Source organism: Ruegeria sp. HKCCA6707, from assembly GCF_013033515.1.
Lineage (GTDB): Bacteria > Pseudomonadota > Alphaproteobacteria > Rhodobacterales > Rhodobacteraceae > Ruegeria.
Window position 1 is genome coordinate 898,369 of record NZ_WQEG01000001.1, and the last position, 14,945, is coordinate 913,313.

The following is a 14,945-nucleotide window of genomic DNA, read 5'->3' on the forward strand; positions in this document are numbered from 1 at the left end:
TCCTCCCAGAAAGTCGGGTCATTTTTATTTTTTTGCTTTGACCCAGTTTACGGTCAGGTCCGTGCCTGCCGCTTCAAACAGTTTTGCGATGGCGCAATACTTGGCTGTCTCCTCGCCCACGCGCGTCAGTTCCTCCTGACTGGCGGGCGTCTCACAATTCACGGTGAGTTCAATTTCCGGAAACGGAACATCGATCTCCTCCTCCATCAGCACACCACGCCGGTCCAACCTGCATTTCGCGTCGATTGTCACATTGCCGAGGTAAACTCCCAACCGATGTGCGTTCTTGTGCCCGATGACATTCGTACAGGCGATCAGGGCTGCCATTGCGGTTTCGGTCGGAGACGGACCAAGATTTGTCCCGCCGCGTTCTACGGGTTCATCGACAACAACATCAAGATCGCGAATCGGTATCTCAGTCCGCGCATGAGTCGGGCATTGAGCTGTCGTACGGTAAGTCACGACGGGTTTCACTCTCATAGCCATAGCGTCACCTCCTCAAGCATACGAGCAAACCTTTTCGAATGAAAAACGTGGAAGCTTCTGGAACAATCCGGTTTCGTCCGCATAGCCCAGATTGCAAAGAAAATTGGACTTGAGCGTCGTGCCCGCGAAGAACTCCTCATCGACGATCTTGTTCGAAAAACCTGACATGGCGCCGACGTCCAACCCGACAGCCCGGGCCGCAATCATGAAGTAAGCGCCCTGAAGCGTGCCATTTCGAAAGGCCGTGTCTGCCACGTAGTCAGGCTTGTTTTCGAACAATGGCCGACGGTCTTCGTGCGGGAAAAGAAAGGGTAGTTCCTTCCAGAAGTCCATGTCATAGGCAATGATCGCCGTGACCGGAGCATCCATCATCTTTGGCACATTCTTCGGCTTTAAAGACTTTGCAAGCCGCTCTTTCCCTTCAGGACTTTTCACGAAAACGAAGCGCGCGGGCAACGTATTCATGCTGGTCGCGCCGTTGATCGTGATGTCGTAGATCTCTTCAAGTATGTCGTCAGAAACAGGCTTGTTGGTCCACGCGTAGTGCGATCTGGATTCGCGCAGGATCAAGGCGATCGCGTCATCCGACAAGCGTGGAATGCGCTCGCGCAGATCACGATGATCTTGCTGCGCCTTGGCGCGAAGTACTTCCAGCTCTGCCCCGGTTGGTGCGGTCATGCTGCGGCCACCTTGGACTTGGCGTCTTTTTCGTCAATGACTGGGCTGGCGCAAATTCCAATGCCTTCAATCTCGACCTCAACGGTTTCACCGGGCTTCAACCAACGGGGATTGGGCTTTTTGGCGTGCCCGACACCAGGAGGCGTACCTAGCGCAATCAGATCCCCCGGCTCCAAAGTAGTATATTCCGAAATCGTCGCGATGACCTGACGAACCCCCCAAATCATGTTGGCAGTATTCGAGCTTTGAAGGATTTCATCACCCACACGGCTTTCGATCTTCAGACCTGATGCCCCTTTGGGCAACTCATCCGGAGTCACGGTGAAAGGACCGATCGCGCCCGTGTCATCAAAGTTTTTGCCGGGCGTCCACTGAACGGTTTTGCGCTGATAGTCCCGCAGCGAACCATCGTTGAATACAGTGTAGCCAAAGACATAATCCAGCGCGTCCCGCTCCGAGATATGGCGTCCGCGCTTTCCAACGATCAGCATAAGTTCGGCTTCGTAGTCGAGCTTCTCGGAACAAGCAGGCCGCACCATGGGTTGCCCCGCCGCCATGATCGAATTCTTCCCGCGCATGAACAGCGTCGGATACTCTGGAATATCATACCCGCCTTCCTTGATGTGGTCCGTGTAGTTCAACCCCATGCAAATGATCGTTCCTGGAGCGGTAACGGGCAATGCCGGAGTGATGGAAGACACGGGCACACTGTCTGCCGTGTCTATTTTGCTGGCAAGTGAGTCGGCCAGTTCAGGCTTGGCTATCAAACCCATCAAATCCGAACCGACAGCAGGGTCCAAAGCCGTTAGATTCAATGCGTTTTCGCCGTTGACAGCAAAAACCGCTGTGCCTTCCGAAGTCTCTCCCACCAGGTATTTCATTTTCACCATCCATGTCAGTTCGCTTGATTTTTGCCGACTATTTTGCCATATGTCAAATAATATCGATATTTTTGGAGTCGGCAAATGGTTGCTTGGGCAGACTACAAATCAGTAGCAAAAGGCCGCGGTGCGCTTGCTTTGGAGCTTTACGTCGCGCTGAGCACGCCTGCCAAAGCGCCCGAAGATGTAAAGGCGTCACTGCCAGATCACTTGGCGTATCAGGCGCAGCTGGAACGTTCGGGGCAGCTGGCTTTTGCAGGCCCCATGTCAGATGAAACCGGCGAGCATATGCAGGGGATAGGGCTGATCATCTATCGCGCCGACAGCCTTGAGTCCGCCCGGAAGCTGGCCGAAGACGATCCCATGCACAAAAGTGGGGCACGTAGCTTTGTACTTCGGCGCTGGTTGATCAACGAAGGCTCGCTGAACATTTCAGTTGGTCTATCGACTGGAACGAGTGCCCTCAGTTAAGAGCGCTCAAGAGTATTTACCGCGAAATAGGAAAAGTCGGATATGGGCGCCATGCTTGATACTGAGGGCAAAGAGACATCAGCCACTCATGGAGCGTATCGAAGGCTGCGCGAAATGATCCTGACCGGAGTATTACCTCCGGGCCAAAAGCTTAAGATCGAACAGCTTCGCGGGCTTTTGGACACTGGTGCTAGTCCGGTTCGCGAAGCGCTTAGCCTTTTGACTTCGGACATGTTGGTCGAGCGGATTGATCAGCGCGGATTTCGGGCAGCGCCAGTCAGCAAGTGTAACTTTGAGGAAATCCTTCTGCTTCGATGCAACCTTGAAGAAACCGCGTTGCACGCTTCCATCACCAATGCGGATGCGGCCTGGGAAGATCGGCTTGTCTTGCGTCACCATCATATGAAAAAGGCCAGCCAGAACGGGGCACGAGACTTTGAGAACGCTCACAAGGCGTTTCATATGGCCTTGTTGGACAATTCGAAAATGCCGTTGCTGCTGCGGTATTGCTCGCAGCTTTACGACCTGAACATTCGCTACCGCTATCTTGCGGCCGGCGGGTCGAGCTACAAAAAGCGAGACATCGCCGCCGAACATCAGCAAATCCTAGACGCCGCATTAAATCACGACGCAGACAGCGCAACTCGGCACCTAATCGATCACTACCGCCGAACAGGTGAGTACCTTAGCAGCCAGATGGAGCCCTGAAATGCAGCGGAATTGGTTTCTGGGTGATCTACTAAACCAATTGCTGGACCGTCCCGACAAAAGGCGTGGCAAGGATGACAAACGGTCCATTGCCGAACTATGTGAGGCGCTTTTATCTGCGGAAGGTGAAGTTTCCGGATTCACGCTCGCGTCTACGATCCTTGAGCGCTACCACACCCTGAATGATGCGGAGAAACTAGACTTTTTTGTCTATTTGAATGACAAGCTAGAGTTGGACGCAAATCAGCTTTCTGAAGCAGCCCGCCTCTACGCCAGTGACCAAAGTGTCAACCTTTATGAAAGACTTAGCGAAGTTTCAGAGCCACGGCGGCAAGAGTTATTGCGACGGCTGAACCAGCCGTCTGGTGCGACGCAGGAACTTGTAGCCATGCGCGTTGATCTGCTGCGCTTTCTCAAATCCAAACCGGAACTCAAGCGAACAGATATCGATTTCGTCCATTTATTGCGCAGCTGGTTCAACCGGGGCTTTCTTGTCCTCAAGCAAATCAGCTGGGACACCCCTGCCCGCGTTCTGGATAAGATCGTCGCCTATGAAGCGGTGCACCAAATCAACGATCTGGACGATTTGCGGCGAAGGCTCTACCCGCCAGACCGTCGTTGTTTCGCGTTCTTCCATCCTTCGATGCCAGATGAGCCACTGATTTTTGTTGAGGTCGCTCTGACCGCCGAAATCCCGGATGCAATAGATACGCTTCTATCCGAAGCACCAGAACCGATCGAAGCCGAGGAGGCAAAGGTCGCGGCGTTCTATTCCATTTCAAACTGCCAAAACGGTTTGGCGGGCATCAGCTTTGGGAATCTATTGATCAAGCAGGTTGTGACCGAGCTTTCGCGGGAGCTTCGCGGGCTTGATACCTTTGTGACATTGTCGCCGATACCGGGGCTAAACCGGTGGCTGGCTGGTGAAACAGGCAACCCGGAACACGGGCATGCCGCCGAGGCCGTGCTTGCAGAAACAGCAACACCGCAGGACCTGCGCGCGATGGCCGCCCGGTACTTGATGTTCGCCAAGCGCGAAGATGGCATGCCGCTTGACCCTGTAGCGCGCTTTCACTTGGGAAATGGTGCCGAGCTTCATGACCTGCATGCCCAGGCAGATCAGTCGCCAAACGGACGCGCCCAGTCCGGAGGTGCGATGGTCAATTACCTTTACGATTTGAACAAAACAGAACGTTACCACGAAGAATTCGCGACAAGTGCCACGATCCAAGCCTCGCGTTCAATTCGCGCGGCTTCAACTGCGACGCTTGCGGTAAAGCCCAGGGAAAATACAGCGTGACTAATACACTTTACGACAGTTTGTTTGCCCGCCACGAGGGCAACACGGCTCCATTCCTGCAACTCGATAATGGCCAGGTGGTCACTTATGATGCGTTTCTGCAGCGCACCGCGCAAATCGCGCATGTCTTGCGGAACAGCGGAGTTTCCCCTGGCAGTCGCATCGTTGTGCAAGTGCCCAAGCAGGCCGACACGATTGCGCTCTATGCCGCTTCGGTTCAGGCAGGTGCTGTCTACCTGCCCCTAAACACTGCCTATACCATGGCAGAGTTGGACTATTTCATCTCTGATGCGCAACCTGCGTTAATCGTTTGCGACAGCCACGACAAAGTTGAATTCGAACAATTGGCGACCCGCTCTGGTGCAAAGCTGTTGACCTTGGGCGGCGAAAATCCAAGTTTGAGCCGCGAAGCGGACGCACAGCCTTGTGTATTCGAAACTGTGGATCGCGCGCCGGACGACCTCGCGGCGCTTCTTTACACATCAGGTACCACGGGCCGGTCCAAGGGCGCGATGCTCAGCCACCGAAACCTGCTGTCCAATGCCCAAGCCCTTGTGGATTTGTGGGGTATCACCGACGCTGATCGCTTGATTCACGCGTTGCCCATCTTTCACACGCACGGGCTTTTCGTGGCGATGAACACCACACTACTCGCCGGTTCCAAAGTGCGGCTGATGACAAAATTCGACACTGGAATGATCTTGGAGGAATTGCCCCACTCGACCCTTCTAATGGGAGTCCCCACTTTTTATACCCGATTGCTGGCCGACGAAGGTTTCACCGATGAGATCACAGAGAACATGCGTCTGTTTGTTTCCGGCTCAGCCCCGTTGCTGGCAGAGACCCATGTGGCGTTCGAAACGCGCACGGGCCACCGTATCCTTGAGCGCTACGGTATGACCGAAACCAACATGAACACCTCTAACCCTTATGGCGGTGAGCGTCGCGCGGGAACTGTTGGTATGGCCATACCCGGCACTGAGGTGATCGTAACCAACCCTGAAACTGGAGAACCGCTGCCCCAGGGCGAGATCGGAATGATCGAAGTACGTGGCCCCAATGTTTTTCAGGGCTATTGGCAAATGCCCGAAAAAACGGCTGAAGAGCTTCGAGAAAATGGATTTTTCATCACCGGAGATCTGGGCCAATACAGCGAGGATGGCTACCTGTCGATTGTAGGTCGGTCAAAAGACCTGATCATCACTGGTGGATACAACGTCTACCCTAAAGAAATTGAAGACGTTTTGACCGATGTCGATGGCGTTCAGGAATCGGCGGTTTTCGGAATCCCCGACAGAGACTTCGGCGAAGCGATCATTGCCACTCTGGTTGCTGAGCCCGGATCACAGCTTCAGGTGGAACAGATCGAGTCGATCATCAGAAACAAGCTGTCGCGATTCAAACATCCTCGCCGCTACGAACTCGTCCAAGAGTTGCCGCGGAACGCTATGGGAAAAGTTCAAAAGAACGTGCTGCGCGAACGGTTCGCGAACAAGGAACTGTCACCGGCGGTATCTTAGGAAGCCCATCCAGACGCTCAATCAAATCAAGACCTTCAGATCGGATACTACCCAACCTTCAGACAGCCAAACTCATCAGGAGATCCACAATGACTCGCATGACGGCAAAAGACTTCGACCAGGAACTTCTGGACCTGTATGACTTTTACGCGCACGGCAAGATCACCAAGCGCCAATTCCTGGACCGCGCAGGTAAGTTCGCGGTCGGCGGCATGACAGCGGTAGCGCTGCTGAACATGCTCAGCCCGAACTACGCGATGGCTCAGCAAGTTTCGTTCAACGATCCCGATATCCACGCAGACTACATCACCTATCCTTCACCGAATGGAACCGGTGATGTTCGCGGATACCTTGTCCGACCTGCCGGCGTTGAAGAGCCCCTGCCCGGGGTGCTGGTGATCCACGAAAACCGCGGCCTGAATCCTTACATCGAGGATGTGGCGCGCAGGTTGGCAAAAGCCGGGTTTATGGCACTGGCCCCCGACGGTCTGACGTCAGTGGGAGGTTACCCAGGCAACGACGCGGATGGGCGCGAGCTTCAAAAGACAGTGGACCGGGTCGCATTGATGAACGATTTCTTCAATGGATTTGAATACCTATTGGACCGAGATGATTGTACTGGAAAGGTCGGTGCTGTGGGTTTCTGCTACGGCGGCGGTGTGGTCAGCGCAATTGCCGTGGCCTACCCCGAATTGGCCGCGGGCGTGCCATTCTATGGTCGCCAGCCAGCAGTTGAGGATGTAGCCAAAATTCAGGCACCGTTGCTGATTCAGATGGGAGAGCTTGATGAGCGCATCAACGCAGGTTGGCCGGATTTTGAAGCCGCTCTGCAATCCAACGGAAAGGTATACGAAGCCTACATCTACGAAAATGCCAATCACGGTTTCCATAACGACAGTACGCCTCGTTATGACGAGGAAATGGCAAGCCTAGCCTGGGACCGCACTATTGATTGGTTCAACACCTACCTAAAGTAACTACAGTGTACGGCGAAGCGAGCATTGTGTTTTCGTCGCTTCGTCGCAACCCACAGTTTACCGGGGCCAAGTCATTTGAAGCCCCAGTATTCTATTTCTCATGATCCGATAGATCGACAGGAACGCTTGACTAAAAGGCTTGGGTGCAAAGAACATTTGATTTGAGCCCCAAGGCAGCAGTCTCAAATTCAATGAATCACTTTGACCGCTTTAAACAGATGGCAATCCCAATCAGATTAGAATTGCGAGCGATTTCGCGATACCGTTAGCATCGCGGAGAAAACGCAAAGTGTCTGGGTCAATCCAGGATAGGTCAAAACTGGATCTCCGAAATTGGGGCTAGAGATCACCTTTTGTCGAATGACCTGTCAGGTGCTCCGACCAAGCAGTTGAGCACCCACGGGTAGCTTGTCGTGACATAGTATCCGTACTGGCCATCCACAGTCATGCCATTGCACTTATCTAGATCGCCAGCCCCAGTGAATTCGTAGTCGTCGATATATGTCCCGTCCGGAGTACCACCCGGCCCGTTAGGCGGCGCAGGCCGAGGCGTAGTTTTGAGTTGGTAGCCGGAAATCGCAGGTCTTATCGTACCATCCCTGTCTTTGAATATCGTCCCGTAGATCGGAAAGCCGTCAGCGGCGAAGCCAATAGCTGGTGACGGCTTATCAAGGTCGTTATCCAAAAACAGAGCATTTGGATTGGAATGGTAATGATACCTGCCATCGGGCTGGGCATGGGCATTGTGCAGATCTACACCAAAATACTGATCGTAAGACGGCGGATCGAGCAGCCATGGATCAGTGTCTCGACACCCCGCCAATACATTGCCGTTCTTGTCTGCTCGCCGACCGCTCGGGCGATAACACCCAGCCGAAAGCAAATCGACCGGCACGCCATTCAACAAAATCGCATCATAACTCCGTTGCGACAGCGTGGTTTGGTTGCGGGCCTTTTCCGGATTTCTGGGAATCCGAAAAGTGCCAGGCAATTCTCGCACATTATTAGCGAAGTTGGCTGTAGGCCCGTTGAAATCATGATTGGGGATACCGTTGGTCTTGAGGATGCAGTGCTGGCTATTTGCCGAGATTTCGATTTCGGAGTTAAAACGTTGCTGGCGCGTTACATCCTCCACTGAAGCGGAATACACTCCTGCATAATCCGCGCAGTCTCCAGATCGGTTGCTGAGCAAAAGGTTGGTGATGTCCTGGGCTTCGTTTTGCGCATTAGCCTGAACGGTAAAAAAGCCCACGAAAAGCGCGCTGATTGCCAAATATACCAATCGCATGGTTCGACCTCCTAAGGGTTTTCGAAACTACATAAATAAGTCACTCGACGAGAGGTTAGGCCAAGCGTCCAATCGTCAGAAGGCTACGCGATCACCACCCTTCAAATCCAGAATTTCCCTGGCTTCATCAGGTGTCGCCACCTGACTGCCTAGATCTTCTACGATGCGTCGAATTTTGGCGACTTGCCGAGCGTTGCTTTCGGCCAGCTTTCCACGTGAGATGAACAAGCTGTCTTCTAGACCGACGCGAAGATTGCCGCCCATCTGACTTGCAGTGGTAGCAAGCGACATCTGCGCACCGCCGGCTCCGAGAACGGACCAGCGGTAGTCATCACCAAACAGGCGATCTGCTGTGCGTTTCATGAAGATCAGGTTGTCGACCTCAGGCCCGATACCACCGAGGATTCCAAAGATGAACTGAATGAAAACAGGTGCTTTGAACAACCCGATATCCATGCAGAATTTTAAGTTATACAAGTGGCCGACATCGTAGCATTCATGTTCGAATTTAATGTCATGCGGCGCGAGTGTTTCTGCCGCTTCGCGAATGTCCCGGAACGTATTGCGAAAGATGTTCTGATCGGAGTTCGCGACATACTCTTTCTCCCAATCAAATTTCCAATCATCATCGCCATACCGGTTGGCCAATGGGTGAAACGAGAAATTCATCGAACCCATATTCATCGAGCACATTTCGGGGCTGAAAGTCTTGGCCGGATTGATCCGGTCCTGAATGGACAATGTCAGCGATCCACCGGTCGATAGGTTCACAACAGCGTCCGTTGCCTGTTTTATACGGGGCAGGAATGGCGCGAAGTCGTCCGGATCGACCGATGGCGACCCGTTCTCAGGGTTGCGGGCGTGGAGGTGTAGGATCGACGCTCCGGCCTCGGCGGCCTCGATCGCCTGCCGTGCGATGTCGTCGTAAGTGTACGGGAGCGCATCCGACATGGTTGGTGTGTGGATCGCTCCTGTTACAGCACATGTAATGATGGTCTTTTTCTGACGGGCCATAGGTTCAGTTTTCCTTGGATTGTCCGGTGTGCTTTACGCGATAGCCCAGCGGGAAAAGTTGCAGATCATAGCGACTACGGATCACGCCCCAAATGCCTTTTGGCGCCTTGAGCATGACGACAATTGCGACCACGCCGAGAACGATCAGGTAAGTTGTTCCTAGGTCGGCCAGCGTTTCGCGCAGCGCAAAGAAGACGAGTGTGCCGATGATCGGTCCTTCGATGGTACCGATGCCGCCGATCACTACGATGAAGATGACGAAGGCAGTCCAATCATTGACGCTGAACGCCGCATCCGGCGATATGCGCAGCTTTTGCAAGAAGATCAGCGCGCCGATCATCGCCGTGAATGCCGACGTGACAACGTACACTATGAACTTCGTTCGCCAGATATCGATGCCAAGGCTACCGGCGGCCAGTTCGTTGTCCCGAATTGCCGTCAACGCCAAACCTTGGCGCGAACGCAGGAAGAAATACACGGCGGTTACAACCAGCACGGCGGCCCCGAGTGCCAGCCAATAGCTCAGCGCCTCACGCATCGCGCGCCCGGAAGCTAGTGATTTCACAATAGCAACGGGCAGCGAAGATCCTGACCCTCCACCAAGCGCTGAGATTTGCGCGAAGCTCAGTCGAAAGACCTCTGCGATGACCCAGGTGCCAATGGCAAAATATGCGCCCCGAAGCCTGAAGATCAGAACAGCAACCGGGATCGAGATCAAAGCCCCCAGCGCTCCCGCTGCTGCAATAGCAACCAAGGGGTTCAGCCCACCCAGCATCGTAAGTGCGAAGAGCATATAGCCGCCGAAGCCCACATAGGCTTGCTGCCCAACAGAGACGAGACCGGCGTAACCCGCCATGAGGTTCCAAAGGGTGGCGAGGGAAAGATAGAGAAACAGCTCTCCCATCAAGCGCATGTCGGCGCGGCCTGCCCACCACGGCGCTGCAATCAATACGAGCAGACCGACTGCGGCCAGGATTGCAGCAACCCTCGCTGCTTTTGACGATCGGGAAACAGAACAGTCTTGTAAGTTCATCCGGAGACCCTCGGGAAGAGGCCGTTCGGACGAACGGCAAGAATGACGAGGAAAGCAATATGGCCGGCTAGTACTTGCCAACCCGGATCAATCTTGGCCCCGATGGTTTGCGCAACGCCAAGGATAACGCCGCCAATCAAAGTACCCCAAAGGTTGCCTAGCCCGCCGATGATAACGGCCTCAAAGCCAAAGATCAGGCGACCTCCACCGATGGAAGGGTCAAAGCTTGTACGAATGCCAAGCAGGATACCGGCGACAGCTGTCACTCCGAGAGCCAGCGCCATGGCCAGCCCGAAGATGTGCCGGCGATTGAGGCCCATAAGCTGGGCGATGTCTTGATTGTCGGAAACAGCCCGAAATGCTCGACCAAGTGAGGTGTGATAAAAGGTCCATTGCAGCCCCCAGATCACAGCGATGGCGATCCCGAAGGTCAGCAGCGGTAAGATCCCAAGGGTCACACCGCCTACTGCAACGCTGGCTGTTTCCAGCGCACCGGCATTCAGTGTTTGGGGGTCGGCCGTGTAGACCTCCAGCAATCCGTTCTGGATAATTACACTCACCCCGAAGGTCACAAGCAGCGGTGGAAGAATATCGTCGCCCAGAGTTTGGTTCAGTAGGCCGCGTTGAAGGGCATACCCAATCAGCGCCATAGCGGGAACGACAATCACCAACGCGGCCATTGGGTGCATCCCGGTCGCGGTCGTCACGGTCAGTCCGAGGTATGCGGCCAACACAATCAGATCGCCATGGGCAATATTGACGAGCCGCATGACCCCAAAAATCAACGACAGACCTGCGGCAAACAGGGCGTAGAGTCCACCAAGCAAAGTTCCCTGCACGATAGGATTCAGCCATTCCATATTATTCGATCCCGAAATACGCGCGCGAAATCTCTTCGCGCGAAACGGTGTCAGACGCGCTTTCCAACGAAACGCGCCCCTCCTGCAGGCAAAAGACACGGCTTGAGACCGAAAGTGCCTTGGTGATGTCCTGCTCGACGATGATCGCGCTCATGCCCTCGCCGATGATCCCGGGCAGCGCCTCATAGATGTCTTTGATGATGATCGGTGCCAGCCCCAGGCTAATTTCGTCGAACAGGATCAGATCAGGATTGGCCATCAATGCGCGCCCGATGGCTACCATCTGCTGTTGACCGCCTGAAAGCGATGTTGATGCCTGATTTTTGCGCACTTCGAGGATCGGGAACAGATCATAGACAGCTTTCAGATCCCAAGGACCCGAGCGACCAACTTGGGCTCCGATCATCAGGTTTTCTTTGACTGACAAAGATGGGAATAACTGGCGACCTTCTGGAACCATGGCGAGGCCAAGTTCTGCAACCTCGTCTGCGCGAAGCCGGCTGATATCCTGACCTCGGTAGTGAATCTGATCCACTCCGTTCGTCAGCAACCCGGTGATTGACCGCATCAGGGTCGTCTTGCCTGCGCCGTTTGCACCAATGATTGCCAGAACTTCTCCCTCGCCGACGTCCAATTCGACATCATAGAGCGCTTGGAAATCGCCGTAGTAGGAGTTCAAACCGCGTGTCTGAAGAATTGAGTCAGGCATCGGCTTCGATTCCCAGATAGATTTCCTTTACTTCAGCGCTTTCCATAATTGCCTGTGGCTCGCCTTCGGCGATTTTTTTGCCAAAGTCGATGACGATCAGACGATCCACGACGGCCAGCAGGGCGTGCACAACATGTTCGATCCAGATGATGGTGACGCCAGAGGCGTGGATGTCTTTGATAGTCTGGACCAGTGACTTGCACTCGGCTTCGGTCAAACCACCGGCAATCTCATCCAGCAACAGCAGTTTGGGTTTGGCGCAAAGCGCACGTGTTAGTTCCAGGCGTTTACGCTCCAGCAAAGTCAGGCTACCAGCAAGAACGTTTGCCTTGGGCAGCAGTTCTGTTTGGTCCAGAATCTCCAGACAAAAGTTTTCGGCCTGGTGTCCATGCATGCCAGCTGATTGCGTGGCGGCGATCATCGCGTTTTCGAAAACAGTCATGCCCGAAAACGGCTGCGGGACCTGAAAAGAACGCGCGATACCTGCATGGCTGCGCTTTGCCGCGCTCCATTTGGTGACGTTCTGCCCACTGAATTCTATCACCCCGGAATTGGATTTGAGCGTCCCCGTGATCAAGTTGAACATCGAGGTTTTGCCAGCGCCGTTGGGGCCTATTACCCCGAGTGCCTCGCCTTGCTGAACCTCATAGCTCATGGCATCGGCGACAGTTAATGCGCCAAATGCCTTGCTCAGTTCTTGGAGTCTCAAGATTGTCGTCATACTTCTCTCGGATGGAGGGTTCGGCGCCAAGATCGGCGCCGAATGTCTGGTTAGCCCAGCAATTTCATATCTGCCGTCACCGGAACTTCGGGCGCGGTGCTGTTTGCAACAATCTGCAACTCATAGGCGTCTCCGGACTTCTGCCATTGGCCACCGACCAGCGGAGTTTTGGTGACGTTGTTCATTGGCCCATCACCCCAGTTCACCGGCCCGACAATTGTGTTCAGGTTGGTGGACGTGATTGCCGAAATGATCGCAGACGGGTCTTCCAGATCATCCGCTCGTTTGATGACGTCTGCGACGACCTCAAACAGGGCATGTTTAAAGCCAAGGGGTTGGGTCCAAGGTCGGCCCGACTCTGCCGTATAACCCTCAGCTAGGTCTTTCGAGGAAATGCCGGTGAGTGAGGACGAGAACGGATGATGCGGGGACCACCAGACCTCGGTCGACAACCCGTCACCGCGGTCTCCCAGCGATTCAATGACGGATGGGAACAGAAGTGCTTTGCCAATTGTGACGACCTTCGGGTTAAACCCTTGCTGGGCCGCTTGGCTCCAGAACGTCGCAAAGTCCGGCGGGATCATGTTGCCAGTGACGATTTCGCAGCCAGCAGCCTTGAACGCTGCGATCTGGTTTGAGAAATCGTCGGATAGTGGCTGATAGCGACCGGGATCTGTCAGCGTGTACCCGGCGGCAGCGAGCGGTTTAGGCAGGCCCAGCTCCGCATCACCCCAAGCATTACCGTCGGCATCGTTGGGGAAAAGACCGCCGACGGTTTTTGTGACACCCGTTTTGTCCCACATATCGAGGAACGCTGCGATCACGTCTTCCAAACCCCAGAAGAAGTGATAGGTCGTTTCAAAACCCTCACCAGGAACACCATTGCGGCCAAAGAAATAGGGCTGCCAAGGACAGTCGGTGGTGATGCAGGGAACTTCGTTGATCTCTGCCTGATCAGCGACAGGGTTCACCGTGTCCGGTGTTGAAGCCGCAACGATGATATCGACCTCATCGCCCAAGATCAGGTCAGCTGCAACCTCTGCTGCTCGGTTCGGGTTGGACTGGCTGTCTTTTGAGATGATCTCGACATTCCAGGTCTTTCCATTGTTGTCCAACCCGGCCGAAAAGACCTGCTGTATGGCTTGAAGCACGTACTCGTCGGCCTCAGCGAAACCAGCAAGCGGTCCGGTGCGAGGGCTAACGTTGCCGACCCGCAGCGTTGGGTTTGCGGCGTAGGCGCGCGTCGCCCGAAGAATGGCCGGCGTGGCGATTGCCGCCGCGGCACCGGCAATAAAACTGCGCCTAGTGGCCGTTCTAAAAGTCCTTGTCATTACGTCCTCCCTTCACCGGCCTCCCGCCAGTGTTTGATTGATCTTACAAACTCTTTTCGAGATTTTTCAGATGTTTCGCGACACGTTGGCGAACCTGATCCGCCTCGCCCTCGGCCCATTTTCTGAAACCTTCACCTGATTTCATGCCAAGCTTACCTGCATCGACAAGCGATTTGAGATAAGATGAAGGTCCCTTGTGCGCTTCGAGATCGTGCAGTACGTTTTCGTGGATATCGAGAGTCAGGTCGGTACCCACCAAATCCGCGTTTTCCAATGGACCGAGAACCGCCAATCGTCGCCCAAAGCTGGACTTGATCACAGTATCAACGGCTTCCGCGTCGCAAATACCGTTTTCCACCAGACTGACCGCTTCGCGCCACAACGCATGTTGAAGGCGATTGCCAATAAAGCCGGGTACGTCCTTCTCGACCATCACCGGAGTTTTTCCAGCATCCTTCAATAGATCGAACATCGTCTGTGCAATCTCAGGGTCTGTCCATTCCGTCTTGATGACTTCGACCAACGGGATCATGTGCGGGGGATTCCACCAATGGGTTCCCAAAGCTCGGTTTTTCGGTCGCAAACCGGACATGATCTGAGTGATCGGCATGACCGAGGTATTGGATGCGAGTATGCAAGTTTTTGGTGCATGCGCCTCGATCTCAGCAAAGATCGCTTGCTTGAGCTCCAACTTTTCCGGCGCCGCTTCAAAAACAGCATCGGCATGTTGAACCGCACTTTCTGTCGTCGCAAAGATTTCAATCATCTTGAGCGTATCTGTGATTGTGACCTCGTCGTCCCCCATCGCGGCCATGCTGGCGCGGACGCGGGCAGGCACGCTGGCTCGCGCCTCTTCAACTGGATCTGTGATGGCGACGCATTGACCTGCTTTTGCAAAGGTTAGGGCGATACCGTGCCCCATCAGACCCGCGCCAATTACCGCTATTTGCTGCTTCTTGCGCACCATC

The 14,945-nt window shown here is 54.4% G+C and carries 16 protein-coding genes; 5 read left to right on the forward strand and 11 right to left on the reverse strand.

The features are described from left to right. Positions 1-24: 24 nt before the first annotated feature. The 3 genes from GOW40_RS04365 to GOW40_RS04375 are packed head-to-tail and all read right to left on the reverse strand — an operon-like array spanning position 25 to position 2,045. Positions 25-486: an OsmC family protein gene (locus GOW40_RS04365; protein ID WP_254444255.1), complete on the reverse strand. Its 462-nt coding sequence runs from the start codon at positions 484-486 to the stop codon at positions 25-27. A gap of 12 nt (positions 487-498) precedes the next feature. Continuing rightward, positions 499-1,164 (reverse strand): malonic semialdehyde reductase, encoded by a 666-nt coding sequence (locus tag GOW40_RS04370; protein WP_171128259.1) that lies wholly within the window; start codon positions 1,162-1,164, stop codon positions 499-501. Then, positions 1,161-2,045, reverse strand: coding sequence for a fumarylacetoacetate hydrolase family protein (locus GOW40_RS04375; RefSeq protein WP_171128257.1), 885 nt, complete (start codon positions 2,043-2,045; stop codon positions 1,161-1,163). The genes GOW40_RS04370 and GOW40_RS04375 overlap by 4 nt, the downstream gene beginning before the upstream one ends. Positions 2,046-2,129: 84 nt before the next feature. Here GOW40_RS04375 and GOW40_RS04380 point away from each other — a divergent pair, with 84 nt between their 5' ends. The 5 genes from GOW40_RS04380 to yghX all read left to right on the forward strand — a co-directional run bounded on the left by GOW40_RS04380 (position 2,130) and on the right by yghX (position 7,021). Further along, positions 2,130-2,516 (forward strand): YciI family protein, encoded by a 387-nt coding sequence (locus GOW40_RS04380; RefSeq protein ID WP_171128255.1) that lies wholly within the window; start codon positions 2,130-2,132, stop codon positions 2,514-2,516. Positions 2,517-2,567: 51 nt separating this feature from the next. Next, positions 2,568-3,224, forward strand: coding sequence for a GntR family transcriptional regulator (locus GOW40_RS04385; protein ID WP_254444256.1), 657 nt, complete (start codon positions 2,568-2,570; stop codon positions 3,222-3,224). Position 3,225: 1 nt separating this feature from the next. Then, positions 3,226-4,524, forward strand: a complete 1,299-nt coding sequence (locus GOW40_RS04390) for a malonyl-CoA decarboxylase domain-containing protein (RefSeq protein WP_171128250.1) — start codon at positions 3,226-3,228, stop codon at positions 4,522-4,524. Continuing rightward, positions 4,521-6,044, forward strand: a complete 1,524-nt coding sequence (locus tag GOW40_RS04395; protein WP_171128249.1) for a malonyl-CoA synthase — start codon at positions 4,521-4,523, stop codon at positions 6,042-6,044. The genes GOW40_RS04390 and GOW40_RS04395 overlap by 4 nt, the downstream gene beginning before the upstream one ends. A gap of 89 nt (positions 6,045-6,133) precedes the next feature. Then, positions 6,134-7,021, forward strand: a complete 888-nt coding sequence (gene yghX, locus GOW40_RS04400; RefSeq protein ID WP_171097048.1) for a YghX family hydrolase — start codon at positions 6,134-6,136, stop codon at positions 7,019-7,021. 346 nt (positions 7,022-7,367) lie between these two features. Here yghX and GOW40_RS04405 read toward each other — a convergent pair whose 3' ends face one another. The 8 genes from GOW40_RS04405 to GOW40_RS04440 form a co-directional block, all read right to left on the reverse strand. Beyond that, positions 7,368-8,309: a YHYH protein gene (locus tag GOW40_RS04405; protein WP_171128247.1), complete on the reverse strand. Its 942-nt coding sequence runs from the start codon at positions 8,307-8,309 to the stop codon at positions 7,368-7,370. A 75-nt stretch (positions 8,310-8,384) separates the two neighbouring features. Further along, positions 8,385-9,323 (reverse strand): 3-keto-5-aminohexanoate cleavage protein, encoded by a 939-nt coding sequence (locus tag GOW40_RS04410; RefSeq protein WP_171128245.1) that lies wholly within the window; start codon positions 9,321-9,323, stop codon positions 8,385-8,387. A 4-nt stretch (positions 9,324-9,327) separates the two neighbouring features. Beyond that, positions 9,328-10,236, reverse strand: a complete 909-nt coding sequence (locus GOW40_RS04415) for a branched-chain amino acid ABC transporter permease (protein ID WP_254444258.1) — start codon at positions 10,234-10,236, stop codon at positions 9,328-9,330. Between the two features lie 116 nt (positions 10,237-10,352). After that, the gene (locus GOW40_RS04420; RefSeq protein WP_171128240.1) at positions 10,353-11,216 is read right to left on the reverse strand and encodes a branched-chain amino acid ABC transporter permease; all 864 of its coding nucleotides are present in this window, start codon (positions 11,214-11,216) and stop codon (positions 10,353-10,355) included. Position 11,217: 1 nt separating this feature from the next. After that, the gene (locus GOW40_RS04425) at positions 11,218-11,925 is read right to left on the reverse strand and encodes an ABC transporter ATP-binding protein (RefSeq protein WP_171128238.1); all 708 of its coding nucleotides are present in this window, start codon (positions 11,923-11,925) and stop codon (positions 11,218-11,220) included. Next, positions 11,918-12,646 carry an ABC transporter ATP-binding protein gene (locus GOW40_RS04430; RefSeq protein ID WP_171128236.1) on the reverse strand — a complete coding sequence of 243 codons (729 nt, stop codon included), beginning with the start codon at positions 12,644-12,646 and terminating at the stop codon, positions 11,918-11,920. Before GOW40_RS04430 ends, GOW40_RS04425 begins: the two co-directional genes overlap by 8 nt. Before the next feature lie 50 nt (positions 12,647-12,696). Further along, a complete protein-coding gene (locus GOW40_RS04435; protein ID WP_171128234.1) occupies positions 12,697-13,977 on the reverse strand; it encodes an ABC transporter substrate-binding protein in 1,281 nt (426 codons plus the stop codon). Positions 13,978-14,020: 43 nt separating this feature from the next. Further along, the gene (locus GOW40_RS04440) at positions 14,021-14,944 is read right to left on the reverse strand and encodes a 3-hydroxyacyl-CoA dehydrogenase family protein (protein ID WP_171128232.1); all 924 of its coding nucleotides are present in this window, start codon (positions 14,942-14,944) and stop codon (positions 14,021-14,023) included. Position 14,945: the final 1 nt, after the last annotated feature.

Bases quoted from the DNA above. Each gene is read 5' to 3' on its own strand.
- GOW40_RS04440 (WP_171128232.1), bottom strand. From the start codon at position 14,944: ATGGTGCGCAAGAAGCAGCAAATAGCGGTAATTGGCGCGGGTCTGATG.
- GOW40_RS04415 (WP_254444258.1), bottom strand. From the start codon at position 10,236: ATGCGCTTGATGGGAGAGCTGTTTCTCTATCTTTCCCTCGCCACCCTT.
- GOW40_RS04375 (WP_171128257.1), bottom strand. From the start codon at position 2,045: ATGAAATACCTGGTGGGAGAGACTTCGGAAGGCACAGCGGTTTTTGCT.
- GOW40_RS04390 (WP_171128250.1), top strand. From the start codon at position 3,226: ATGCAGCGGAATTGGTTTCTGGGTGATCTACTAAACCAATTGCTGGAC.
- GOW40_RS04365 (WP_254444255.1), bottom strand. From the start codon at position 486: ATGGCTATGAGAGTGAAACCCGTCGTGACTTACCGTACGACAGCTCAA.
- yghX (WP_171097048.1), top strand. From the start codon at position 6,134: ATGACTCGCATGACGGCAAAAGACTTCGACCAGGAACTTCTGGACCTG.
- GOW40_RS04430 (WP_171128236.1), bottom strand. From the start codon at position 12,646: ATGACGACAATCTTGAGACTCCAAGAACTGAGCAAGGCATTTGGCGCA.
- GOW40_RS04435 (WP_171128234.1), bottom strand. From the start codon at position 13,977: ATGACAAGGACTTTTAGAACGGCCACTAGGCGCAGTTTTATTGCCGGT.
- GOW40_RS04420 (WP_171128240.1), bottom strand. From the start codon at position 11,216: ATGGAATGGCTGAATCCTATCGTGCAGGGAACTTTGCTTGGTGGACTC.
- GOW40_RS04425 (WP_171128238.1), bottom strand. From the start codon at position 11,925: ATGCCTGACTCAATTCTTCAGACACGCGGTTTGAACTCCTACTACGGC.
- GOW40_RS04410 (WP_171128245.1), bottom strand. From the start codon at position 9,323: ATGGCCCGTCAGAAAAAGACCATCATTACATGTGCTGTAACAGGAGCG.
- GOW40_RS04370 (WP_171128259.1), bottom strand. From the start codon at position 1,164: ATGACCGCACCAACCGGGGCAGAGCTGGAAGTACTTCGCGCCAAGGCG.
- GOW40_RS04380 (WP_171128255.1), top strand. From the start codon at position 2,130: ATGGTTGCTTGGGCAGACTACAAATCAGTAGCAAAAGGCCGCGGTGCG.
- GOW40_RS04405 (WP_171128247.1), bottom strand. From the start codon at position 8,309: ATGCGATTGGTATATTTGGCAATCAGCGCGCTTTTCGTGGGCTTTTTT.
- GOW40_RS04385 (WP_254444256.1), top strand. From the start codon at position 2,568: ATGCTTGATACTGAGGGCAAAGAGACATCAGCCACTCATGGAGCGTAT.